This window comes from Desulfocapsa sulfexigens DSM 10523, from assembly GCF_000341395.1.
Taxonomy (GTDB): Bacteria; Desulfobacterota; Desulfobulbia; order Desulfobulbales; family Desulfocapsaceae; genus Desulfocapsa; species Desulfocapsa sulfexigens.
In genome coordinates, this window is sequence record NC_020304.1 from 2,644,959 (window position 1) to 2,667,529 (window position 22,571).

Here is a 22,571-nt window from a genome sequence, read left to right on the forward strand (position 1 = left end):
TGATTATTTCTTTTGAGATAGTGACAGAGGGAGTGTGATGATAACGGATGTTCCCCGACCTCTCTTTGATGATATACTGATAGTGCCACCGGATTTTTTGATCAGATTGTGTGCAACAGCAAGCCCCAGGCCGGTTCCCTTTCCCACTTCCTTGGTGGTGAAAAATGGATCAAAGATGGCCTCTTGGTTTTCCTTGCTGATACCTGCTCCGGTATCTTTAATGGTCGTGATAATACAGTTTCTTTCGTTTTTAGACACCATATTTTCCGTATGTATGCTGATGCTGTTGTCAGCACTGTCGACAGTTTCTTCAATGGCATCTATTGAATTGAGGATGCAGTTTAAAAAGACCTGACGCAGACCGTCACTGTCACTGAGAACTTCACTTGCAGTCGCCTGAAAATCTGTACTGTAGCGGATCGGGAGTCTGGTCTTTCGGACACGAACAGTTTGTATGAGGTTAGTCAGGAGCGGGTGGATATCGATGGTCTCGGCTGAAGATGTCACGGGCGTTCTGGAGAGATCAAGGAGATTTCGAATAAGGGTATTGATACGGTCAAGTTCCTGGGTGGCACGTTTGCTAAAAGCCTTCCTGTCACTGTTGCTGAGAGTTTGCTCTGTGAGAAGATCAATGTATCCCTGGATTATACCAAGCGGGTTGCCGATTTCATGGGCCAGACCGGCAGAGAGCCTGCCAATTGATGCAAGTTTTTCTGCCCTGATCATCTCATCCCGGTTCTTCTGAAGCTCGTCATTGGCCTTTTTTAAAGATTCGACGCTGTGACGGAGTTCCTGTTTGTCGCCGTCTATCCGCGTTACCAGACGATTCAGGCTGAGAGAGAGTTGAGTGAACTCTCCCAGTCGCTCCCCGGATAAAAAAGGCGTAGCATCAAGATCAGTGCGCGAGTCGGCCAGGCGGGAGAGTCGTTCAATGGGCTTTATCACCAGATTTATCAAGCGTGTAAAGCCTATGGTTGTGAAGATAAGTACATTGATAATGAGATAGGCAAAGAATATTTTTCGTGTTTCACGGATGGAGGATGAAACACTATCCAGTGACCGAATAAGTGCAATTGCCCCCTGATTGGTTTGGTCAGGAATCAGAGGGGTTGCTATCAGCAGGTACTGTTTTGAAAGAAAAAATCCATTCCATGACATCCCTGAATAGCCTGTTTGTGTCTTAGTGCTGGTTGCAGCAGCAGAAAGCAATGGTGCAAGGGGTAAATCCTCGGGACAGCTACCATGGGAATGCATAGGACGGTCTGGAGAATTTTGCCACTGGAGGCAGAGAATGCCATTGTCATTGAAAAAACTCTGGATATCGTCGGTAAAGGGAGGATTGTTGGCAGAGACTTCTCCTGGGGCAATGGATGCCGCAGCGAAATAAAGGAGATTTTCACTGCCCCGGATCTCCTGGGTAATGCCGTTACGCTGCCAGAGCATCAGTATGACAAAACCAAAGAGGAGCATACTGATAAAGAGGAGAACGGAGAGGGTGAGGCCCAGCTGAACTTTTAGGGTGTGCATAATCTGCTATTCTAGCAGAGAAAGAAAGGAAAAAAAAGGAAAGAAGGCTGAGGTGATGGCAGTATTCACCTCAGTATTCAGCCTTCTTTTTTTTTACTTGCAATTCACAGTGATCTCTTCCAGAAAAGTAGTTCAACCAGGAAGAAGTTTTGTCTAATGACCAGTCTTTTGGTGGGATTGGCTTTGGACTGTGAATGGTGTGACAGTCGGGTTCCAGCCCCCGATGATAACTGCGAACCCAGAAGCAGAGCCGTTTATTCGGGTACACTTCGCAATAGCCATTATTGGAACCGCCACAGGGCCCATTAATCATTTTCTTGGGGCAGCCGGACTGAGGGCAGAGGTAGGAAGATTCGGCCAGGGTGCAGTCTCCGCACATTCGGCAATGAAAGAGGATTTTTTTTATCAGATGTTCAACGAGCGTGTACGTTCGGCTGAGAAAACTGTTGCTGAGTGCTTTTATGCTGAGTTTTCGTGCAATCGAGAAGAATAATCCCTTCTCGGCAAATATCTGTTTATGGATAAAGTGGTTACTGGAAAAGAGAAAGGGGAGAGTGCGTTTTCTCGGTGTCCGGCAAGAGGTCTGGTATAAATACCAGGTGCCGGGTTCAGGGAAATGAGTCTCTGCTTGATCTGTCTTTTCTGTAAAATCTTCTGATTTGTCCAGTATAAAGGAGATTGATTTAAAACTGAGATTATTGCCGCCAAGGTGTATTCCCGAGTATCCGGTTTCGCGTAGAGCGGCAAGCATTCGAGCTGCTCGCAACAGTCGGGCTTCTTCCCCCCTGTCACTGGATTTTGCTTCATCTTCCATTTTTTGTAGAAGAGCATCTGGAAGAATAACACCTGGTACCAGTCCTTTGTTCATAATTCTGGCAACGGCAAGGCTTGGTACAAAGAGATTGGCCAAAACCGGAATCCGTAGCTGCTGTTCGTTGATAAACTGTATGAGTTCCTGATATTTTACAATATCATAACCAAGCTGGCTGATAACAAACTGGGCACCGCATTGAATTTTGGTGAGGAGTTTTACATATTGCCATACCTGCTCAGACTCAAGTGTTTTAAAGGGAGAAACCACGCATCCTGCAAAAAAATCCATCCTGGGGAGATCCATGGCCTGTCCTGGGGCCCCTCTGGTGACCGTGAAATTGTGGCGAAGTTGTTCTATGAGAGTCAGCAGTTGAGTGGAATCAAGATCAAAAACAGGCATTGCCTGTCCCTGAAAGCCGTAACGTGGAAAGTCGCCACCAAGGACAAGAAGATTCAGTAAATCATGGCGATGACACTCAAATAACTGGCTTTCAGCCAGGTTACGGTTTTTATCTTTGAGAGAGAAGTGAAGCAGGGGGGAAATACCCATGGCTAGAATATCCAGACCTAATGAAATAGGCGAAAGTGCAGGGTGGCCACCTGGATTATCGGTGATGGAAAGGGCCTTTATCCTTCCATCATCTCTGGCAAGTTCTGCAAGTTGGAGGATTTTTTCCAGTCGTTTACCGCCGGACCCACGGCCTGGCACCAATTCGTAGGTGATGGTGAACTCATCGTTATTACGCAGTGAGTCACGGAATATATTGGACACTGGCTGAGCCATAGGATGGATTTTCCTCTTTTCTCTTGCAGAAGCTTTATTTGAATGGCTACATTGTATACATGAATGATGAAAATGAAACAAAAATTCTCTCTGTTATCCATGCACTTTTGCAGGAAGCCGGGATTACGAACTCCATATCACCCAAGCTGGTGATTACAAAACTGGCAGGTGATGGTTCCAGCAGAAAGTTCTGGCGGATAATGGAAGGTGACAGAAATATTTGCCTGGCGGTTGCTCCCCCTAGGCAAGATACTCTTGATCTTGCTGAGGCAAAAGCTGCCCGATCCATAGGCCTGCATCTTTTACAACAGGGGGTGCGGGTTCCTGACCAGTATGGCTGGGATGAACAGTACGGAGTATTGCTTTTTGAAGACCTGGGAGATGAAAAGCTTCATGAGTATGTTGTAGAAAAACGGAAAGCTGATGACTGGATTGGGCAGGTTCGAGCCAGCTACACTGCTGTGGTAAAAAAACTCGCCTTGATGCAGATTCGGGGCGCGGAGGGCTTTGATCCTGAATGGTGCTGGGATAGTCCCCGTTACGATAAAAAACTGATGCTCGAGCGCGAGTCAGAGTATTTTCTTCGTGCCTTCTGGCAGGGTTATCTGGGGAATGAAGAACCGTCTGGCCTGGGTGAGGAATTTCTGGAGCTTGCCGACAGGTCATCCCATATCCCAGCTTCTTACTTTCTTCATCGGGATTTTCAATCCCGTAATATTATGTTGTATCGTGATGAACCCTGTTTTATAGATTTCCAGGGAGGACGACTGGGGCCTCTCGCCTATGATCTGGCGTCCCTGTTGATAGATCCATATGTCGGACTTCCCCTTGACTTTCAGGAAGAGTTACTGGAATTGTACCTGGATCAACTGGAAATGGTAATTGATGTTGATCGAAGAAAGTTTGTCGAAGAGTATCTTCTGTTGGCTTTACAGCGAAACCTTCAGATTGTCGGAGCTTTTTCCTTTTTAACCAAGCAGCGTGGAAAGGTGTTTTTTGCGCAATATATAGGGCCTGCAACGGCTTCTCTGAATACTCTCTTGGGGGGTGAACTGTTTTCGGAGATGGTGGTCTTGAGACAGACCGTCTCTTCTGCAGTGAAGTCTTTTGCGGGAAATAAATAACAGAGAGTGGAGAAGGCAGGTATTATCCAGATTGACGCTTTTCCTTGAGTCCGTCTGAAAAAGGATCACAGTGGGTGTGGTACAGGATAAGAAAGCCCCTGTTTTTAGTAACAGCTACTGCCTTAATGATTCCTGATTACCATCGAAACTCAGCTTTGCAACCCGGAGTTGTTCCGTGTCGATTATATGGGACGCCATAAACCCATCCCTGGAGGCTCTGCTGCGGCCGTCCAGGCCGCAGATGCCCATATAATCAACACGAACTAACTCCTCCTCAGACGTTAGTGGTAATCAGGTAATGATTTGTTGATGGATGTAATTCAAGGCCTCCAGTTGCATGCGTTCTTTTCAGCTGATCAATGTCACCAAGCGGAAAGAACCCATACTTCGGGAATAAACAATAAAAAAAGGTCAAATGACGTGCTCTTCAGTGGAGACCGGCGGATGAATTGAGATAAGACTCAGCTCACACTCTGGTCGATCATTGCCGTTTGAATGAATGGGCAGACTGATGGTGATGGCAGTTCCCACTCCCGCACCACTCTCAACACGGATTTTGCCATGGTGTTGAGCAATGATCTTATAACATATTCCCAGCCCAAGTCCTGTTCCTTGTCCGACTGCTTTTTTGGTAAAGAACGGGTCAAAAATCCTTGGGAGATCTTCTTTCTCAATGCCACTTCCGGTGTCTGCAAAACGAATATGTACCATCTCTTCATCACAGGAGGTTGTGAGGGTGAGAGTGCCTTTTTTATCAGTGATTGCCTGAGTAGCATTATTCATTATATTGAGAAATACCTGGTTGATCTTTCCTCCAGTGCAGAGTATCTCCGGAATTTCAGTGAATTCAGTTATGAGTTGTACCTTGTTTTTGTTTCTGAGATCCACAAACTTCCATGTGGAGAGAAGGGCTTTGTTGACATTGAATATATTAAAATCATCACTGTCCTGACGTGAAAACGAGGTGAGTTCCTGTATTATTTTGACACTGCGACTACATCCTTCTGAGATAGAGTTCAGGACATGGTCGATATTGCTGTAGAGGTTTGTAATACCAATTGTTTTTCGTAATTTTTCTGCCCGCCTCAAACCTTCGAGCATTTCACTTTCAGTTTGTTTCGTTCCTGCCTCATGATAAGCCTCAGTAATCTTTTTGATTTCGGTTAGAGTTTTCCCCAGGATAGGTGCCGCAGTGACAATAAAGTTAATGTTGTTGTTGAACTCATGGGCGACCCCTGCAACCAATTGGCCCAGTGCTGCAAGTTTCTCGGTGTGAATCAGCTGAGCTTGAGCTTCTTTTGACTCCTGCAGTGCTTTCTCGAGGCTGGCATTACTTTTTTTGAGAGTGTCTTTTTTCTTATTAAGATCTTTATTTGCAAGGGCAAGTTCCTCGGTTCGTACTTTTACCTTTTCCTCAAGATTCTGGCGAAGTTCATCGATTGTGGAAAAAGACTGCTCAAGTCGTTCCAGTAACGTTGAATAGGTATTGTCCAGGATGTCGATTTCATCGTTATGTTTTCCTTCTCCATGAGCGTCTCCAACTTTATGAACCAGATCTCTCAGGGGACGCATCATTTTGTTTAGCAGGGTGATAGTGCTGAAGATGGCTAAAAACAGGGCAGTAGCAACCAGTATACCTGTTCGAATGATAAGCTGCTGAACCTCAATTTCAAATTTCTTTTTTGAAGTAGAGATAGCCACCCATCCAATATGCTTTTTTTCTTGAATGGCAGTGGTTTTGTCTTGAAAATAGAGATCATCTTCATCATTGTAAGAAATACTGCTCATTACAGGCCACCAGAAGACAAAGGAATGAGGTCTGTCGAGAAAATGATTGCCTTCCAAATGAACTTTTGCCAGTTGGGTAAGGTAGTCATCATCTTCTCCTGCTGTTGCTTGATTATCGTGTTTGTCAAGGAGCACTTCTTTCTGGTTATTTAATATAACTACTCTGTAGATATCATCTTGGAGTAGCAGTGAATCAACCATTGGATTCATCGCACTTGGCAGTTCAGAGAAGACGCCTATCTGGACCGACTGTGCCAGTAATCTGGCTGTGGCTAAGCCACTCTGACGGGTATGTCGAGTGTAACTTTTGCGTTGAATATTGATAAACAAGAGATCAAGACCAATGGCAAGAACCACCATGCCTCCAATAAAAAGGAGAAGAATTCGTGCATTATAGCTTCTCTTTATATTTTTGATTGAGTTAATCATAGTTATCGTGGGGAGGGGATGTAGTGAAGGTTAATCTTCTGGGCTGTTGTGGTATTGATTTTGATTTGTACGTTATCAGGCTGCACTGGATGAACGTCTGCAACAGGAACTCCAGCGAGTATTTGAAGTGCCAGTTCAGCTCCTTTTTCTCCAATTTCCTTCCAGTCTATAACAGTAGCCAGAGTGGCTCCATGGGACAGGTGCCTGGTGGAAAAACTAAAAAGAGGAATTTGCTGCTCAAGGGAGAAGCTGTAGTAGCTTTGTTCTGTCTGCGGTGATACAGCTGTGATGTCCGGTACCATCCACAGAAGGTCGATTTTATTTTTTAAAGTTTCCAGCTGAGCTGCGACTTCTTTAGATGTTTTGATTGGTCTGAGAATGAAGGTGAGATCAGGCCTGGCTGCAACTGTTCGTAGAATCAGGGTTTCGGTTCTCTTGGGATCATAGACGACCCCAACTTTTTTAAGATTGGGAAGAATTTTTAAAATTGCACTGAATTCGCTGCCGCCATCATGCTCCAAGGTGACTCCTGTGGCCTGGTGTCCCACAGGAAGGATGGATTGGGCATTGGGAACGAGAAGGTAAACCACAGGGCTGGAGCCAAGGGCTGCCATCTGTAAAGCTTTTTTGCCAATGGCAACCACCAGGTCTGGGTGTTGTTCTTCAATGATTTGGAGAACCGTAGAACGATTTCCTCCTTTTGTCATGGTATGGCTTTGAATAGAGTTTTCTGCGATGGCCTTGATGCCCTGGGTTGGAAGGCAAAGCTGCAAGCGCTCGGTAAATGCCCGCCGTGTGAGTTCGTAGGGGAGTGCCTCTCCAGATTGGATCACCAGGATTTCAAAGGCCCAGCTTTTTCCCAATAAGACCAAGAAAGAAAAGAGAGTGAGGAAAAGTGTTCGCTTCATTCAGACCCCATAAGTGGGGAAAGTGGCTTAATATAATGTGGTTTTTGGCACCATAATTGACTGATTTCTAAGCAAAACGATCTTTATATAGCATATCGATTTAAGCAAGGAAAACAAGAAAAGATTACATCGTTTCTATTGCTAATATGATAAAAAGTTTCTGAATTGCTTCATATTGCAAGAACCTTGATTTAATTTTTCTTTAGATTTTTATTTTTGGGTGGTAAGTTTTTTTTGTGAATAAAATTGTGAGAAATTTGAGAGTTAGCAGTAGGAATTGATTTATACTCTTCTTTCCTTTCCTCCCCCAAAAAAAATAATACCCTTGTAATTAATAAACAGCAAACAAGTCTATGGAGAATAAGAAATTGAGAAAAATACTATCAAGTAAGAGCATTGGTCTTTCACTGGGTTTGATACTTTTGGCTCCCTGTGCATGGGCAGAGGTAAACTTCTCAGATTCTGATGATGGAGATGAGTTCCTTGCCCTTTATTATGGTGACACCCAGGAGGTGGAGAGTGCCACTCGTGCTCCCAAGCCTCTGTCTCGGGTGGCCGAAAACGTGACTGTTATTTCCGCAGAACAGATCGAAAGGATGAATGTTCATGGGGTGGATGAGGTGCTTAACCGGATTGCCGGTCTCTCTGTCGATTTTGCAGGTAGAGATTTTAACAATGCAGCCTATTTGAGTATCCATGATTCCAGCTACCAGCAGGTAGCGGTCTATCTGGATGGTATCCGTATTTCCAAGGCCACCGATGATGTGATCTTCACTAATATGGTGCCGGTACGCATCATCAAACGCATCGAAGTGATTAAGGGAGCAGCGGGCTCTACCTGGGGGTCTGCACTGGGCGGAGTGATTAACATTATCACCAAAGATACCGGAGAGGCCAGCCGGCCCAGCGGTTCGCTCCGCGGATCTTTTGGCGAGTACGGCAGCCAGGATTACTCCGGGGATATTGCCGGGGCCTTTGGCCCTGTTGGTTATTATCTCTCAGCTACGGGTCAGAAGTCCGATGGCATCAAAGACGATAAAGCGTTTGAGAACAACAGTATCTATGGCAAGTTTGACTTTGATCTCTCTTCCAATATGCAATTGAGGGTGAGTGGAGCGTACACGGCACCGGAATACCAGATTAGTCACTTCCCACTCTCTGGATATGACTTTGACGAGTATGTTACTGACCGCAGCAGCTTTGTTTCCGCCTCCTTTGATGCCATGGTCGTAAGTGGACTCAATCTTCACCTCAATGGCTATTTACTTGATAACACCTTTATCCTCACAGATATAGACTTCGGTAGTGAGGTTCCCTGGTGGAAGGATCGTGATGAGCAGGAAACCACCGGCCTCAACGGGCGTATCGATTACCATCTGGGCAAGCAGCAACTTGTGGCAGGTTTTGACTATCTGCGCAATAAAATTACCAGTAGTGATGAGCTGTCAACGGCTCCAGCTGCCAAACTCAGTGAAGAAACCCTTGCCTTTTATGGCAATGACACCATTGCCTTTGGCAAGCTGACCCTCGTCCCCGGCCTCCGCTATGACCGGATGTCGGATACCAGCGATATGACCAGCCCCAGTCTTGGTGCCACCTGGCTGGCTGCCGAACACACCCTGCTCAGGGCTACCGTCAGCAAAGGATTCCGCAAACCTCCCATCGTTTTCACAGATACTGACAATGGGGCCTCGTGGGCTAACGATCAACTGGAGCCTGAACGGGTCTGGTCCTATCAGGTCGGATTGGAAACCGGGGCGGCCCGTTTCTGCCGCATTAAAAGTACCTTTTTCTATGATGATGTCAGCGATGCCTTCCATTGGGATGCTGATCTTTCCACCTATGATAATAGTGGCACCGAGACCCGAAAGGGGATAGAGCTTGAACTAGCTACTCTTCCCTGGAATTCCCTCTCCCTGGAGATGAATTTCACCTATACCCACACCGAGGATGATAATGGTGAAAATGGCTATCAACACGTCACCAACCTTATAGCCCTCTATGACAACCCAAATCTGATCACAGTGGAACTGAGCGGTAACTTTATCCACTACGGTGACCTGGAGGCCCCTGCTGCCTACAATCCTGTGGATGACGCCGTACTCTGGGATATCAGTATCAGTAAAAAAATCTGGTCAAATAAAGAGCTTAGCAGTGAGATCTTCTTTGTGGGTCATAACCTCACCAACGCCAGTCAGTACGCAGACGAATTACGAGCCAACTGTGGGCGCTGGCTGGAGGCAGGAATGAAGTTCTTTTTTTAAAAGAATAATAGAATGGAAGTACCTGACAGGAGAAGACGCAACAAGAGTATTTAATCCTCCAGTGAAAATGCCAACTGTACTCACTGGAATAGTTATCAATCCTCAAACAAGGAGATGAACATGAAGAAAATCCTTGTTGTTCGGATGGCTCCCTGAAGCCGCCATATTTCTTAGACAGCAGCTCATGGATTACGGTTGGGATTCCGACGGGATCACCCCCACGCCCTGTATGGTGGATCGCAACAATACCTTTACCATTCACTATGATGGAAATATCTACCAATGTCCGGCCCTTGTGGGCCAGGATGAGCTGGCCTGTGGGGATATCCATCAAGGTATCCAAAACTATAGCAAGCAGTACCAGGTTAAAAACTGGGAGAACCATAAAGCCTGTCGCAATTGTCTTTATCTTCTGCTCTGTTTTGGTGGCTGTCGCTTTATGAAGTATCGTAAAGATCTCACCATGGATATCGACTGCAAAAAGAACTTCCTGGACGAAACCCTGGAATCTTTTGTTCTTCAGGATATAAAAGAAAGCAAAGTGCTTGTCAGAGAATAGGAATTCTCTCTGCTGCAGTGATCCGATTCAAGATCTCATCCGTGTCCGCAATCCCGAACGTCATCACGAATACCTGTTGCTTTTTTCTTGCTAAGAAAGCTGGTTCTGCCCTCCACAAGATAACGTTTATATTCAGTCCTATTTATTTTTATTTCTCTCCTTTTTGTGGTGCTAGTGATTTCAGTACTTCTGGCGTTTTTGGCTACTGTCCTGTCAAAAAAGACATATTTTATTCTGGACATTTGCCAAATTAAAACAGAGAATAATTTGAAGATTCAGTCAATTAATGCTTTTTCTTGTGAACAGTGATTCGGCTCTTCGAGAGCCATTACCATAGGTATTAATTATGAATGCATTGGCGGAAACAGGTAGCCATAATGCGAATGAAGACACACTTCTGACGTTGCATATTAGTCAGGTTCCTGAAAATATCGGTCTCATTCGTATTGTAAAAGATTTGGGTAATCCGAATAGAGAAGTTATAACTGATGGCTCCTGGTCAAAAGCAGAAATTAGACGTCTCAATAAAGAATATCCCCAGCTTGTGATTGAACTGCAGGTAACCTCTGAAGAAAAACTCTCTCTGCTGGTAAATCAGGTGACGAGCATCACAGAGAAAAGTTTTACGCTGGAAAAAATGTTCAAGGATGTAAATGCGGTAAAGGAAAGCTTAAAAGAGCGCGTAAGGGAGGTTTTCGATGATCAGATAATCTCCTTTAGAAATCGAATGACCATGACTTCATACGGTTTCAATGATGATATCTTAACAAAAAATGCTTCTTCATACAGTAACCTGATTACTTACTCAACCCAGTGTTTCGTCATTGGAATGCTCTTTGCAGAATATCTTGATGAACTGAGTAGTCTCCAGAGAAATGTCTTAGGGAAATGTCTTATTCTTCACAAAATTGGGTATATAGAGACAATGAATGACTCTTCTAGCTTGTTAGATAGGACTGTTGCAATTTTAGAAAGTTCTGGATATGAAAGGGCCATTATACAGTTTGCAAAGAATCAAGGAACAGTAAGGTTTAAAAATAATAAACTGAAAAATTTACTTCGAACCACAGAAATAGGGAAAATAGTAACCCATTATTGTAATTGTACAGTGAACTACCCAAGAATTACTCCACCATTTAAGACAATAGAAAAATTCGAGGAAATTTTGGAGATATCAGGCAGACGGCGGGAGATGCTATTTGAACCAACCCTGTTGACAAAATTTGTTGAAATGATTCGTAAAGGGTTGGAGATGCCAGTAAGTAGGTAATTATATGAAACTGTTTGTAATAATCAAGCGACTCCAGGAATCGAAGTCCAGTATTCTATCCAGCTGAACCATGAGTGTTGTTGTGTGGTGCTTCAGATAATAAATATCTCTTATGTCCTGTTGGGAGTGCTCTTTTTTTTGTGGTGGCACAAATAACGCGGGAAACGCCTATTCAGGCGGTTCAATTTTTGATTGTAATTCCGGTTCTAAGTTATCAATGTTCCTTGCTGCTTCATCGGCTTTAAATTTGGCCTTGATCGCACGACGATGAGCTTTTTCGGCATCGGACTCAGCATTAGCTATCTCTCTTTGCAGTTTTTCCCCCTCTTTAGGTGGAACTTTTTCGGGAACACTTTTCTCTTCCAGAATACTGAGTTGACTGCTCAGCTTTTCCACAAGCATCATTTTTTCAGCGGCAATTTTTTCAGCTGCCGCTGATTTTTTCAGTGCCAATTCCAGCTCATCGGTTGCCCGGCCGATCTGAGCCGGCAGACCTTCCTCAGGAGTTGCGTCAAGATCTATATCTTCAGCTGCCATAACCAGAGCGCAAACTGGAAGACGGGGGAGAGAGCGTTCAAAAGACTTCCCGGTGAGGTCAAGTAGACGATACTGGTCAATCTTCAGAGGAAGAAATACAAAAGCCGCATCTGCTGACTGCTGAACAATAGTGTCCGCTTCAAAGTTCTCAATGATTTCAGCGACGGCATCAATACGCACATCCTCCATGATTTTATTCAATTTTTCCTTTTCACGCTCAATGTGCAGCGTGTCGCTTTGAGTCAACACTCTGAGAGTAGCTTGATCCCATGGTTTATGTCGAGTCATCAGGTAGGCTAAAAGCAACATCAGGCGACTGGTACCATTTCCCTGCCACCATATATCAATCCGGCGCCCTGCCATCGGTTCATCCAAAAGTCGGATCCAGGATTCATCGTCCATACTCAAGATCACGAGGTTTTTATGTTGTCGGAAAATAAGTTTAAGGTTTTTTGCGTAGGTATAGGCTCCAAGACCCGAAAGTGCTTTTACGGAGGCACCCATCCAGTTAAGAACCACCGTATTGGGACGCAAAGGCCCAATACCAGAACTTTGAAGAAGAACCCCCATGGCCTGGGTAAAATTTGAAGAACTTACGGTAAGGGGAAACATATCATAGTGGCCAGAAGCTATGGCCTGAGTCAATGCAAGGTGAGCAGCTTTATGCATTGCTCTGGCTTCCGCTCCCTCGCCTTCGATAATCTGTACAGCCTCTGTGAAGCCGCTGCCTCCTTCAATCCAGGAGGAAAATGTCAATAGAGGGATCCGATGCTCGGGAGTTTGGGTAAATACCAGCAGATGTGGACGCCAGTCGCGGGCATGCTCAGGTTCCTTGCCGGCGGCGAGAAGATGCCTGCGTACCTGCTGTAAATGGTGGGAACGTGAACTGTCAGCCCATCGGGTTGGACCGGCTGTGCGTTTCAGATATTGGTAAACAGCAAACAGCAGGGCAATAGCGGCAGCACCGCTTTTGAGATCAATTGCAAGCATGGCTGCTAAACAGAGAAAAAAACCTAATAAACTCAGGGAAGGTGAAAACCATTTGAATCGTGGACGGAAAAAAGGACTCTCGGTTTTGGCCTCAAAATAGGTAGCATAGTTGAGCAATCCATATGAAATAAGGAAAAACATCGAAACGACGCTGGCAACAAGATTTAATTTTCCAAGGGCAATTGTGACAAAGGCAATACCGGAGGAGAAGAGTAGGGCTCGACGAGGGTTAGCAGCAGGTCCATTTACCTTGGCAAAGGGGGTCAGTAAAGAAAAAATCTTATCAGCAGCTAGGGATTGCAGGATCCGTGGCGCCCCCATAAGGGAAGCCATGGCAGAGGAAAGGGTGGCTGCAATAACCCCGGCATCAATAAGGAATCCAACTGCAGATACGTTTTTCATGGCACCGGAATCCGAAGAGAGAGTGGCATTTGACAGAACCCCGGCAAACAGGATCGCTACGGAAAAATAGACAGCAATAGAGAGTCCAACGGCCCAGAAAGTTCCCAGAGGGATACTTTTTCCTGGATCAGCAAGGTCCCCGGACATGCTCACCCCCTGAGTGAATCCGGTGACGGCTGGAAAGAAAATGGCAAAGAGGGCCCAAAAAGGAACACCGTTTTCCGGTGATGCCCAGTTGGCTGCAAGAATTGCTGCATCCCAACTGCGGATTGTGCCAGCAAAGAAAGAGAGCAGGGCGGCGGCCAGCAGGGCCATGACGCCGAATTGAAATCTGGCGGCCCAGTCTGCACCCTGCCAGGCGAAAAAGAAAAGAAACACCACCGCACCGGATGCTATCAGCTGTATGGTCAGGTGGTGCATCCAGGGGAAAAAAGTACCAATAACCTCTGCAAATCCCATGCAGTAAAAAGCAATGGATACGCTTTGGGCCAGAAAAAGAACCAGCCCTATGGATCCACCAAATTCCGGGCCAAGGGTTCGGGAAATAAGATAGTAATCACCACCACCTTTAACCTTGAGGTTAGTAGCTACTGCAGACAGGGAAATGCTGGTAAGTACACTGATGAGATTTGCCAGGGCAATAATCAGCAGGGCTTTTCCCAGCCCGGCATTTCCCACCACATAACCCAGCCTCAGAAAGAGTATAATCCCTAGAATAGTAAGGATGCTGGGGGTGAAGACACCGTTAAAGGTACCCAGCTTACCTGCCGTTATTTTGGCTTCCGACGCTGCGGGGGGGGTGCTGAGTTCGTTCACTTCTGTTCACCTGATAGTGTTCTATTCTATCTTCAGCAAATCCAATATTTCCTTACAGGAAGGGATATCAGCCATGGAGCTCCCATAATGAACGTAGCGGAGCCTGCCGGACAAATCAACCAGCATCTGCGCTGGAAGTCTGCCTAACTTGAAGGGATTGACTTCCTGTCCATATAATTGTTGAATGGTATGCTCCGGATCAGGTATGCCGATAAACGGTAACTCTTGCTTCATCCAGTATTTCTGGAAAATGTCGGCATTTTCAGATCCAATGACGACTATCTCTGTATTCAATCTAACAAAATTTTGATATTCCTGATGCAACTGCGCCAGATGCCTGCGGCTGAATGGTCAGGAGAAACCACGATTCAGAACCAACAGCACATTCATTCGGTCAATGAAAGATGAAAGTGTAAAACTGTTTCCGTTACAATCTGTAGCTGTGAACCCTGGTGCATGTCCGTCTCGTTCGACTCTAGCCATGCTAACCTCCTACTTTTTGTGACAGGTGGAGCAGGATTTTCCTTTTGGAACTTGCTTTTCTTCATGACACGGCCAGCAGAGTTTTTTGTGGAAGTCATTCCCGCTTCCGCTGATGTTAACTATGGCAACCTTAAGTTTCCCTCCCTTTGGATCGGCGTGACAACTTATACATTCCAAAGTTTTTTGGTGTGTGGCATGGGGGAAAATAACAGCCTCCTTCTTCCCTTCTATATGAAAACGTGCCTTAAGATCTATTTCGGCAGGACCCGTTTCGCTGGAAAGTCCCAGTGCAGGGAATACCAGTACACCCATGAAAATAAATCCCGTAACCAGCTTGCTGTTCATAGTTCAACCTCACTGTTTAATGTTTTAGTGGTGAAAAACCAGTGGGACGATTCCCCGGTATTTGCACCATGCTGCCCTTGTACAGCTCTTAAATGTCAAAAAAGACTCTAAATGAGAATACAATAGCAAAAAATAATTAACAATATTTAAGAGCTGTCCAGGGAGTGATGTTACTCGTCAAACAACTTCTGTTGTGCTACAAGTAATGTATTCATTGTTCATTCTGATGGAAATATACTCTTATAGCTAAGCTTGCAAAAAAGGATGTGCTCCCTCAAACACAGGTTGAAATTTATGTTTGTACAGAAGAGATCATCAAGACTGGCCCGTTTTTTTCCCTTCCTGAGCTGGCTTAAGGGATATAGCTCTCAAGAGCTGCGAAGCGACTCTCTGGCAGGACTGACAGTTGCTGTGGTGTTGATACCACAGTCAATGGCCTATGCCATGCTTGCAGGCATGCCTCCTGTTTATGGGCTGTATGCGGCCGCTGTAACTCCTGTCATAGGAGCGCTATGGGGCAGTCTGCGCCAACTTGCAACCGGGCCTATTGCAATCATGAGTCTTCTGGTTCTCACAACCCTTACTCCCCTCGCTGAACCCGGATCTGCGGATTATATTTCTCTGGCTTTTACCCTCTCTTTCATGGTGGGATGCCTCTATCTTTTTCTCGGTACCCTTCGCATGGGATTGATCATGTCCTTTATCTCCCATTCTTCCGTCAAAGGTTTTACTGCAGCCGCTGCCCTTATCATCATCTCCACCCAGCTTCCGCATCTCTTTGGTATCTCTGTTGGAAAACATGAGTACATCCTGCCCATGCTGGTTAATATTGTCCGGGAACTTCCCAGTTTGAATCCTTATACCTGTGTTATGGGGATCGCGGCCCTGATTCTCATCTCTTTCATCAAGCATGTTAACAGAAATTTGCCGGCAGGATTGATTGCCCTGGTGATAGGTACTGTGATGGTCATCGTGTTTGATCTTGATCAGAAGGGAATCGCAGTTATAGGTGCAATACCGGTTGGTCTGCCCAGCTTTAATCTTCCCCTGGTCAGTTTTGAGATGCTCAGCAAACTTGCAGGACCGACAATGGTGATTGCCCTGGTGAGCTTTGCGGAGACCTATTCAGTAGGGAAGGCGATATCAAGTCAGACCAAACAGAAGGTGAATGTCAATCAGGAACTGATTGGTCAGGGGTTGGCCAATTGTATCGGATCTTTCTTCTATTGCCCCCCGGTAAGCGGCTCCTTTTCCCGTTCCGCCATTAATTTTGCCGTTGGTGCAAAAACTGGCGTCTCCAGCATCTTATCAAGCATTATTGTTGTTCTGTCTCTGCTTTTCCTGACCCAGCTTTTCACCAGTATTCCTAAGGCGGTACTCGCCGCCCTGGTCATTAATGCCGTACTTCTCCTCTTTAATCCAAAAGAGGTCTTTGCCCTTTTAAAGAAAAACCGGCATGACGGTATTGTAGCTGTTACCGTATTTATTATGGGACTGGTCATCAAGCCTGATTATGCACTGCTTCTCGGGGTCATGATGTCGCTTATCTTTTTCCTCTGGAAAACCATGCACCCGGTTGTTGTCAGGATAACCAAGGATCCTGAATTGAACATGTTTGTTGATGGTGATCTGATGGATAAACCTGACTGCCCGCAGATCCTGCAGTTACGGATAGACAGTGAAATCTATTTCGGGAATGCCCAGTTTCTGGTGGAACTCATTAGCGAGCGCTTGGATGCATTGGTAGCGCCCATTAAATTTTTGATTCTTGATTTTCAGGCAGTAAGCTTTGTCGATCTGACAGGAATTGATGAACTCAGACTGCTCCTGGAAGAACTTGACACGAGAGGGGTCCGGCCTGTCTTTATTAATATCAACCCGCCCGTTCAGAAGGTATTTGTTTCTTCAGGATTGTCTGCAGATATTGATGCAGAAATGATTTTTGATGGAAAAGGTACGGCAACCAGAAAAATTTTCCCTATTCTTGATCATGATTACTGCCGTGAGACCTGTTCGATTGCTCTTTTTAATGAGTGCGAAACCGTGAAATAAAAACATGATTACTACAAATCCTCAGCCTACCCGCCTGAGGAGGATTTCTTTTCGTGTTGATTATATGGGCATCTGCGGCCTGGACGGCCGCAGTAGCAGTAGAGCCCCCAGGGATGGGTTTATGGCGTCCCATATAATCGACACGGAACAACTTTGGGTTACAAAGCTGATTTTGGATGGTAATCAGGAATAAAAAAGAACAACAAACAGCGATGAGCGGGGGGAGAAGAGCCGCCAGGACTGGCATTTCGGGAGCAGATCATAATGATGAAGCTTTTTTTCTTTGTTGAAGTGCATGTGAAACTGTTTATTGAATAAGCCTTTTTCGTATGAGAAAGATAGCCACCTGGCAGGTAAAAAATGTAAGGACAGACAGTCCTATTAGTTTTACAAACCATGGCTGATCAAACTGGCCATAGCAGAGCATGCGAGACAATGTAACAAAGGGAGTGAGGGGCAGTAATTCAAAAAATATTCTGACTCTTTCAGGAATGGAATGGAGTGAGAAGAAGATCCCTGAAAAGAGAAAGAGAGGTGTAAGGACAAGAGAAATAAAGTAGTTGAAGAATTCATAATTGGTAGCAAGGGCGGTCATGATGAGCCCCAAGGCAGCAAAAAATATCCCGGAAAGGAAAAGTAATGGTAGCAGGGTAAGGGTCCATGGAGAAGGCCAGACACCAAAAAGTGGCAGGGCTGCAAGCATGATGATACCGGACAACAAACCTTTGCTGGCCCCCCAGAAAATCTCACCGAGAACTATATCGGTAACCCCAAGCGGTGTAACCAGGATGGCCTCATAAGTCTTTTGAATTGTCAGCCGGGTATAGGCACCATATGTTGTTTCAAAGGCGGCGCTGTACATGACCGAGGAGGCGGCGAGGCCGGGAGCGAGGAATTGCAGATAGGTCAGGCCTTCAATGGTTCCTACTTGTTTGCCAAGTCCGTAGCCCATGGCCAGCAGGAAGAGCAGAGGTTGTCCCAGGTTGCCTATCAGGGTCGAAGTGATGTGCTTACTCCAGACCAGATTGTTACGCAGCCAGACTGTCCGGAAGCGAAAAAAGGTCATGATTCTCGTAATGACCTCCCGGTTAACTGGATAAAAAGATCCTCCAGGTTAGCAGGTCTGCGCAGCCATTTGCGGGAGTTTGCCAGTAACGCTTCAAGACGGCTGCAATCTTCCTGAGTATAGGCATAAAGCCTGTCGTTTACTCGCTCGGTGGTTGCGTTACATTTTTGGAAAGCTTCTTCCAGGGTGTCAAGTTCCGATTGCCCCCCCTCCACTTCAAAGACATCCACACCGACAAGCTCTTTAATCAATTGCTGTGGAATTCCCTCGGTGACAATTGTTCCGTGATCAAGGATAAGAACCCTGTCGCTAAGTCTCTCCACCTCATCGAGATAATGACTGGTTAACAGCATGGTCATCCCCTGTTCCTGCAGCATTTCAAGATGTTGCCATATCAGTTGGCGGGATTGGGGGTCAAGGCCGACGGTGGGCTCGTCCAGGATAAGCAGTTTCGGGTTATTGATGAGAGCCCGGGCAAGCAGTAATCTTCTTCGCTGTCCCCCTGAAAGACGCTCTATCACCTCATCTTTTCTGTTGGTCAGTGCAAAAAACTGGAGAAGTTCGTCGGCCTTTGCCGATGCTATTCGACGTGGAATGTTATAAAATGCTGCATAGGTGAGTAGATTTTCCTGTACGGTGAGGTCAGGATCCAGGCTGTCCGCTTGAGGGACCACACCAATAAGCTGTTTGGCTTCACGCAACTGCTCCGGAATGTGCATCCCCAGAAGAGTTATAGTGCCGCTGCTTTTTGTCATTAATCCGAGCAACATCTTGATCGTGGTGGTTTTGCCGGCTCCATTTGGCCCCAAGAAGCCAAGACATTCTCCACCCCGGATGGAAAAACTGATATTGTCTACTGCACAACGTTCCTGAAACATTTTTGTCAGCTCTGCAACAACGACAGTGGGAGCAATATCTGAGTTGATCATCAGGAATCAGAGCCAGTTTCTACGTTTAAAAAATCGGACCATGACTAGAGCAACAGCCAGCATTACACCCCAGAAGACGAAATAACTGTAGCGAAAATGCAGTTCCGGAAGGTATTCAAAGTTTGTTCCATAAATACCGGCAATAAAGGTGAGAGGGATAAAGATTGCCGAAAAAATGGTTAGGACTTTCATTATTTCATTCAGTTTGTTACCTATTCCGGTGTTGTAAATGTTCAAGTGGTCTGAAAGCATTTCCCGGTAAGTGTCAATAACCTCGACAGCCTGGCTGACGAGATCAAGAAGGTCTTTGAGAAAAGGGATGGTCTGTTCCTGGATAAGGTCTGACTCCAGTCTGCTCAGTTGCAGAATAAATTCTTTGGCAGGACGAATCGTTTTGCGGAGGTAGTTCATCTCACGCTTGTAGTTATTTATCCGCGTCAGGACATCCTTCGTTGGGTTGTCGAGGATTTCATCTTCAATGTCTTCAATCTGTTCACCCATCCGTTCAATAATAAAATTATAATTGTCGACTATGGTATCCAGCAGGGCATATGCAAGATAATCTATACCCACCTTGCGGATTCTCCCTTTCTGGTTCCTTATCCGTTTCCGAACCGGCTCGAAGACATCAGCCGGTTGTTCTTGAAAGGTGATTAAAAAGGTTTCTCCAAGGATCATGCTCAACTGTTCACTGTGGATTCTCCCTTCATCCTCGTCATAACGCATCATCTTGAGGACAAAATAAATATAATCATCGTAATCCTCCATTTTCGGGCGCTGGCCTGTATTGCTGATATCCTCAAGGACCAGGCTATGGAGTCCGAATCCCTGGCCAATGGCTTTGAGCAATTCCGTATCATGGAGGCCGTATACGTTGAGCCAGGTGACTGTCGCCGTATCTTTATAAGGAATGCCGTCTTTGATATCGTTTAGAAATTTTTCATCCAGATGTTCCTGATCATAATCAAGAATCTGGATCCTCGATTCATCTATTTTCTGTTCCCCGATAAAAATCAGTTCACCAGGGGACTTGCCCATGGAGGCCTCTTTATTTTTTAAGAATCTTGCCATGCCACCCTCTTGTGTCTCCCGAGATATCTTCTGTCAGTGCTGGTCGCTATTACTTCAAACCAGATTTTTGTTAACGAATTCCCAATTGATGAGGTTTTGAATAAAAACATCAAGATAGGTACCCCGCGCATTTTGGTAGTCCAGGTAATAGGCGTGCTCCCAGACATCAACCGTTAATAACGGTTTGATATTATGGGCTATGGGGGTGTCAGCATTTGCAGTTTTCATAATTGTCAGTTTGTTGTTTTTTATAACCAGCCACGCCCATCCACTTCCGAATTGTGTAAGAGCGCTATTTTTTAACTGCTCAACAAATGTGTCATACCCACCAAAGTCAGCAACTATTTTTTCAGCGATGGCTCCCATTGGCATCCCGCCACCCCCAGGTTTCATACAGTTCCAGTAAAATGTGTGGTTCCATACCTGTGCTGCATTGTTATAGATTGCGGTTTTACTCTCATCTTTTACTGTCTTTCTGATAATATCCTCCAGGGTGTCTCCAGCCAAATCTGTGCCTTCTATGAGTTTGTTAAGATTGGCAACATAGGTACTATGGTGTTTTCCATGATGAAATTCCAGGGTTTGTGAGCTGATGTGTGGAGCCAGACCGTCTTTTTGATAAGGAAGATCAGGCAGCGTAATCGTCATGTTTGTTTCTCCTTGTGATTGAAGGGGGATGGGAGGAGTTTGTTGAAGAGGTACACTCCTGGATAACGTTCTTTAAACAGTAGACTTTTTAACAGGATACTTTATATTTAAAACGATTTCAATCTTCAGTGGCAACAGTAAGAAAACTCGTTATATCAAATCCATGCTCAGGAAGAGAATGAGTCCTGGAATGTATTACAAAGTAGATTGGAGGGGGCGAAAAAAATGATGAATTCCATACCCACCCATTCCGGTTGGTTGGCAGTAACAAAATGACATAAAATACTGTAAACAAGGAAAGTAGATGAAAATAATGCAGATATATACGGATATTTTTCTGAACTGGCAGGCTCTTCTTGATATCGTGTTGATAGCTGCCGGTCTGTTTTTCCTCCATCGAACATTTTTAAGGCTTGGTACCTGGAAAATCCTGATAGGGATACTGGCTGCATTTGTTTTGTTTATCCTCGCCAGTGTCCTGAATCTGGAGGGTATTGAATGGATTTTCAAGAATGTCAGTCATGTTGCCCTGCTTGGTGTGATAGTCATTTTCCAGCCAGAGATTCGAAAAATATTCGAGAAGATGGTTTCCATCGCTGTCGCTAAGAAAAATATCACTTCAAGCGATACTGATCAGATAGTGGCTGACAGCCTCTGGGCCCTTGCAGCACAGAAACGGGGGGCGATAATCGTCTTTCCAGGGAAAGAACAGATCCAGGATAAAATATCCGGAGGCAATGTCCTTAAAGCGCTTCCCAGTGTTTCGTTGATAAAAAGTATTTTTGATCCCAATTCTCCAGGGCATGATGGTGCTGTGATCATCGCTGACAACCTTCTGAGCCATTTCGGTGTGCGACTGCCCATGTCAAAGAGTTCCACTCTGTCTGAAGATTACGGGACTCGTCACCATGCGGCCATGGGGATGGTGGAAGAAACTGACTCTCTTGTACTTCTTGTCTCGGAAGAGCGGGGACATGTTTCTTCTTTTATGGATGGGGAAATGACCCGCTTAAATTCTCCGGAAGAGATTATTCAGGTGATAGAAAAACATTTTACCAGGATTGGTGTCACCCCTTTTGCACAGGCAGTTTCCCTAAGCCCGAGAACCGTGCTGCAGGTTATGTGCAGTCTGCTCGTCGCTATTATCTTCTGGTCTACAGTGATCCTGGGTCAGAAACAACTGGTTGAGCGAACCCTCACTGTTCCTATTGAATATACCTCTCCCGGCGAAGGGTTGGTTCTTGTAGGAACCAAGGTGTACGAGCTCGTTATTCACGCAGCTGGACCCAAGTCAGCTATGAACGATTTTGCTCTCTCAGCCCCCAATGCCCTGATTAACTTGTCCAAGATGGCGGAAGGTACTCAAAGAGTTCCTGTGACAGGTGACAATATAGAATATCCCAGTGAGATAACACTACTTGATATCTCACCCGCAGAGCTTGAATTGACTCTGGCAGGTATTGTTAAGAAAACCGTACCAATAACTCCACAGTTTATTGGTCAATTGCCAAGTGGCTTAAAAATAAAGAAAATTCAAGTATCCCCCGCAGAGATCCAGGTATTTACACCACCGAGTCAGCAGGAAAATAAGACTCTCGCTGTTTCAACCACCCCGATATATCTCAGTTCTATTTCCAGTGATAGTAAAATTCTCTGTAAAATAATTGCCCCGCCTTCGTTTCAACCAGTCGAGAAAAGATGGCCGGATGTTGAAGTTCTTATAACTTTCGAATGATTCTTAACAGTGAGCAGTGCAACTACTCCTG

The 22,571-nt window shown here is 45.4% G+C and carries 19 protein-coding genes and 1 pseudogene; 7 read left to right on the forward strand and 13 right to left on the reverse strand.

Features of this window, described 5'->3' with window-relative positions; translation table 11 throughout:
* Positions 1-3 precede the first annotated feature (3 nt).
* Both UWK_RS11795 and UWK_RS19855 read right to left on the reverse strand, forming a co-directional pair.
* Positions 4-1,527: a sensor histidine kinase gene (locus UWK_RS11795; protein WP_015404603.1), complete on the reverse strand. Its 1,524-nt coding sequence runs from the start codon at positions 1,525-1,527 to the stop codon at positions 4-6.
* Positions 1,528-1,597: 70 nt separating this feature from the next.
* On the reverse strand, positions 1,598-3,124 hold the full coding sequence (locus tag UWK_RS19855; RefSeq protein ID WP_015404604.1) for a methylenetetrahydrofolate reductase C-terminal domain-containing protein: 1,527 nt from the start codon (positions 3,122-3,124) through the stop codon (positions 1,598-1,600).
* 59 nt (positions 3,125-3,183) lie between these two features.
* On the opposite strand from UWK_RS19855, the gene UWK_RS11805 reads away from it, so the two are divergent.
* Entirely contained in the window at positions 3,184-4,248 is a 1,065-nt protein-coding gene (locus UWK_RS11805) for an aminoglycoside phosphotransferase family protein (protein WP_052326998.1), read from the forward strand.
* Between the two features lie 114 nt (positions 4,249-4,362).
* Here UWK_RS11805 and UWK_RS19975 read toward each other — a convergent pair whose 3' ends face one another.
* From UWK_RS19975 to UWK_RS11815, 3 genes are all read right to left on the reverse strand, one after another.
* A complete protein-coding gene (locus tag UWK_RS19975) occupies positions 4,363-4,497 on the reverse strand; it encodes a hypothetical protein (RefSeq protein WP_265588637.1) in 135 nt (44 codons plus the stop codon).
* Between the two features lie 162 nt (positions 4,498-4,659).
* Positions 4,660-6,465: a sensor histidine kinase gene (locus tag UWK_RS18590; RefSeq protein WP_015404606.1), complete on the reverse strand. Its 1,806-nt coding sequence runs from the start codon at positions 6,463-6,465 to the stop codon at positions 4,660-4,662.
* A 2-nt stretch (positions 6,466-6,467) separates the two neighbouring features.
* Positions 6,468-7,373 (reverse strand): ABC transporter substrate-binding protein, encoded by a 906-nt coding sequence (locus UWK_RS11815; protein ID WP_015404607.1) that lies wholly within the window; start codon positions 7,371-7,373, stop codon positions 6,468-6,470.
* Between the two features lie 368 nt (positions 7,374-7,741).
* Between UWK_RS11815 and UWK_RS11820 the strand changes: the two genes are divergently transcribed.
* From UWK_RS11820 to UWK_RS11835, 3 genes are all read left to right on the forward strand, one after another.
* Positions 7,742-9,637 carry a TonB-dependent receptor plug domain-containing protein gene (locus UWK_RS11820; protein ID WP_167320743.1) on the forward strand — a complete coding sequence of 632 codons (1,896 nt, stop codon included), beginning with the start codon at positions 7,742-7,744 and terminating at the stop codon, positions 9,635-9,637.
* A 136-nt stretch (positions 9,638-9,773) separates the two neighbouring features.
* Complete coding sequence (locus UWK_RS11825; protein ID WP_041916410.1) at positions 9,774-10,196, forward strand: SPASM domain-containing protein; 423 nt, start codon at positions 9,774-9,776, stop codon at positions 10,194-10,196.
* A 346-nt stretch (positions 10,197-10,542) separates the two neighbouring features.
* Positions 10,543-11,466 carry a hypothetical protein gene (locus tag UWK_RS11835; RefSeq protein ID WP_015404611.1) on the forward strand — a complete coding sequence of 308 codons (924 nt, stop codon included), beginning with the start codon at positions 10,543-10,545 and terminating at the stop codon, positions 11,464-11,466.
* A 168-nt stretch (positions 11,467-11,634) separates the two neighbouring features.
* On the opposite strand, the gene UWK_RS11840 is transcribed toward UWK_RS11835, so the two are convergent.
* The 4 genes and pseudogenes from UWK_RS11840 to UWK_RS11850 all read right to left on the reverse strand — a co-directional run bounded on the left by UWK_RS11840 (position 11,635) and on the right by UWK_RS11850 (position 15,039).
* The gene (locus tag UWK_RS11840; protein WP_015404612.1) at positions 11,635-14,211 is read right to left on the reverse strand and encodes an amino acid permease; all 2,577 of its coding nucleotides are present in this window, start codon (positions 14,209-14,211) and stop codon (positions 11,635-11,637) included.
* Positions 14,212-14,232: 21 nt separating this feature from the next.
* Positions 14,233-14,547: pseudogene (locus tag UWK_RS18595) on the reverse strand (peroxiredoxin family protein); the annotation flags it as partial.
* 15 nt (positions 14,548-14,562) lie between these two features.
* Positions 14,563-14,694 carry a hypothetical protein gene (locus tag UWK_RS19980; protein ID WP_015404613.1) on the reverse strand — a complete coding sequence of 44 codons (132 nt, stop codon included), beginning with the start codon at positions 14,692-14,694 and terminating at the stop codon, positions 14,563-14,565.
* Between the two features lie 9 nt (positions 14,695-14,703).
* A complete protein-coding gene (locus tag UWK_RS11850) occupies positions 14,704-15,039 on the reverse strand; it encodes a cytochrome c3 family protein (RefSeq protein WP_015404614.1) in 336 nt (111 codons plus the stop codon).
* Positions 15,040-15,333: 294 nt separating this feature from the next.
* Between UWK_RS11850 and UWK_RS11855 the strand changes: the two genes are divergently transcribed.
* The gene (locus UWK_RS11855) at positions 15,334-17,091 is read left to right on the forward strand and encodes a SulP family inorganic anion transporter (protein WP_015404615.1); all 1,758 of its coding nucleotides are present in this window, start codon (positions 15,334-15,336) and stop codon (positions 17,089-17,091) included.
* A gap of 4 nt (positions 17,092-17,095) precedes the next feature.
* Positions 17,096-17,284 carry a hypothetical protein gene (locus UWK_RS19605; RefSeq protein WP_167320744.1) on the forward strand — a complete coding sequence of 63 codons (189 nt, stop codon included), beginning with the start codon at positions 17,096-17,098 and terminating at the stop codon, positions 17,282-17,284.
* A 114-nt stretch (positions 17,285-17,398) separates the two neighbouring features.
* On the opposite strand, the gene UWK_RS11860 is transcribed toward UWK_RS19605, so the two are convergent.
* From UWK_RS11860 to UWK_RS11875, 4 genes are read right to left on the reverse strand one after another with little or no spacing between them, the layout of a single operon-like run.
* On the reverse strand, positions 17,399-18,157 hold the full coding sequence (locus tag UWK_RS11860; RefSeq protein ID WP_015404617.1) for an ABC transporter permease: 759 nt from the start codon (positions 18,155-18,157) through the stop codon (positions 17,399-17,401).
* Complete coding sequence (locus tag UWK_RS11865; protein ID WP_015404618.1) at positions 18,154-19,086, reverse strand: ABC transporter ATP-binding protein; 933 nt, start codon at positions 19,084-19,086, stop codon at positions 18,154-18,156. The genes UWK_RS11860 and UWK_RS11865 overlap by 4 nt, the downstream gene beginning before the upstream one ends.
* 6 nt (positions 19,087-19,092) lie before the next feature.
* Complete coding sequence (gene corA / locus UWK_RS11870) at positions 19,093-20,157, reverse strand: magnesium/cobalt transporter CorA (RefSeq protein ID WP_015404619.1); 1,065 nt, start codon at positions 20,155-20,157, stop codon at positions 19,093-19,095.
* 54 nt (positions 20,158-20,211) lie between these two features.
* On the reverse strand, positions 20,212-20,805 hold the full coding sequence (locus UWK_RS11875) for a superoxide dismutase (RefSeq protein WP_015404620.1): 594 nt from the start codon (positions 20,803-20,805) through the stop codon (positions 20,212-20,214).
* 304 nt (positions 20,806-21,109) lie between these two features.
* Between UWK_RS11875 and UWK_RS11880 the strand changes: the two genes are divergently transcribed.
* Entirely contained in the window at positions 21,110-22,540 is a 1,431-nt protein-coding gene (locus UWK_RS11880; protein WP_015404621.1) for a diadenylate cyclase, read from the forward strand.
* The last annotated feature ends 31 nt before the right edge of the window (positions 22,541-22,571 follow it).

What these genes read in the sequence shown, in the direction of transcription:
- UWK_RS11835 (WP_015404611.1), top strand. Translation starts at nt 10,543, where the DNA reads ATGAATGCATTGGCGGAAACAGGTAGCCATAATGCGAATGAAGACACA.
- corA (WP_015404619.1), bottom strand. Translation starts at nt 20,157, where the DNA reads ATGGCAAGATTCTTAAAAAATAAAGAGGCCTCCATGGGCAAGTCCCCT.
- UWK_RS11865 (WP_015404618.1), bottom strand. Translation starts at nt 19,086, where the DNA reads ATGATCAACTCAGATATTGCTCCCACTGTCGTTGTTGCAGAGCTGACA.
- UWK_RS11855 (WP_015404615.1), top strand. Translation starts at nt 15,334, where the DNA reads ATGTTTGTACAGAAGAGATCATCAAGACTGGCCCGTTTTTTTCCCTTC.
- UWK_RS11850 (WP_015404614.1), bottom strand. Translation starts at nt 15,039, where the DNA reads ATGAACAGCAAGCTGGTTACGGGATTTATTTTCATGGGTGTACTGGTA.
- UWK_RS11815 (WP_015404607.1), bottom strand. Translation starts at nt 7,373, where the DNA reads ATGAAGCGAACACTTTTCCTCACTCTCTTTTCTTTCTTGGTCTTATTG.
- UWK_RS19605 (WP_167320744.1), top strand. Translation starts at nt 17,096, where the DNA reads ATGATTACTACAAATCCTCAGCCTACCCGCCTGAGGAGGATTTCTTTT.
- UWK_RS11795 (WP_015404603.1), bottom strand. Translation starts at nt 1,527, where the DNA reads ATGCACACCCTAAAAGTTCAGCTGGGCCTCACCCTCTCCGTTCTCCTC.
- UWK_RS19975 (WP_265588637.1), bottom strand. Translation starts at nt 4,497, where the DNA reads ATGGGCATCTGCGGCCTGGACGGCCGCAGCAGAGCCTCCAGGGATGGG.
- UWK_RS11875 (WP_015404620.1), bottom strand. Translation starts at nt 20,805, where the DNA reads ATGACGATTACGCTGCCTGATCTTCCTTATCAAAAAGACGGTCTGGCT.
- UWK_RS18590 (WP_015404606.1), bottom strand. Translation starts at nt 6,465, where the DNA reads ATGATTAACTCAATCAAAAATATAAAGAGAAGCTATAATGCACGAATT.
- UWK_RS19855 (WP_015404604.1), bottom strand. Translation starts at nt 3,124, where the DNA reads ATGGCTCAGCCAGTGTCCAATATATTCCGTGACTCACTGCGTAATAAC.
- UWK_RS19980 (WP_015404613.1), bottom strand. Translation starts at nt 14,694, where the DNA reads ATGGCTAGAGTCGAACGAGACGGACATGCACCAGGGTTCACAGCTACA.
- UWK_RS11860 (WP_015404617.1), bottom strand. Translation starts at nt 18,157, where the DNA reads ATGACCTTTTTTCGCTTCCGGACAGTCTGGCTGCGTAACAATCTGGTC.
- UWK_RS11805 (WP_052326998.1), top strand. Translation starts at nt 3,184, where the DNA reads ATGAATGATGAAAATGAAACAAAAATTCTCTCTGTTATCCATGCACTT.
- UWK_RS11880 (WP_015404621.1), top strand. Translation starts at nt 21,110, where the DNA reads ATGAAAATAATGCAGATATATACGGATATTTTTCTGAACTGGCAGGCT.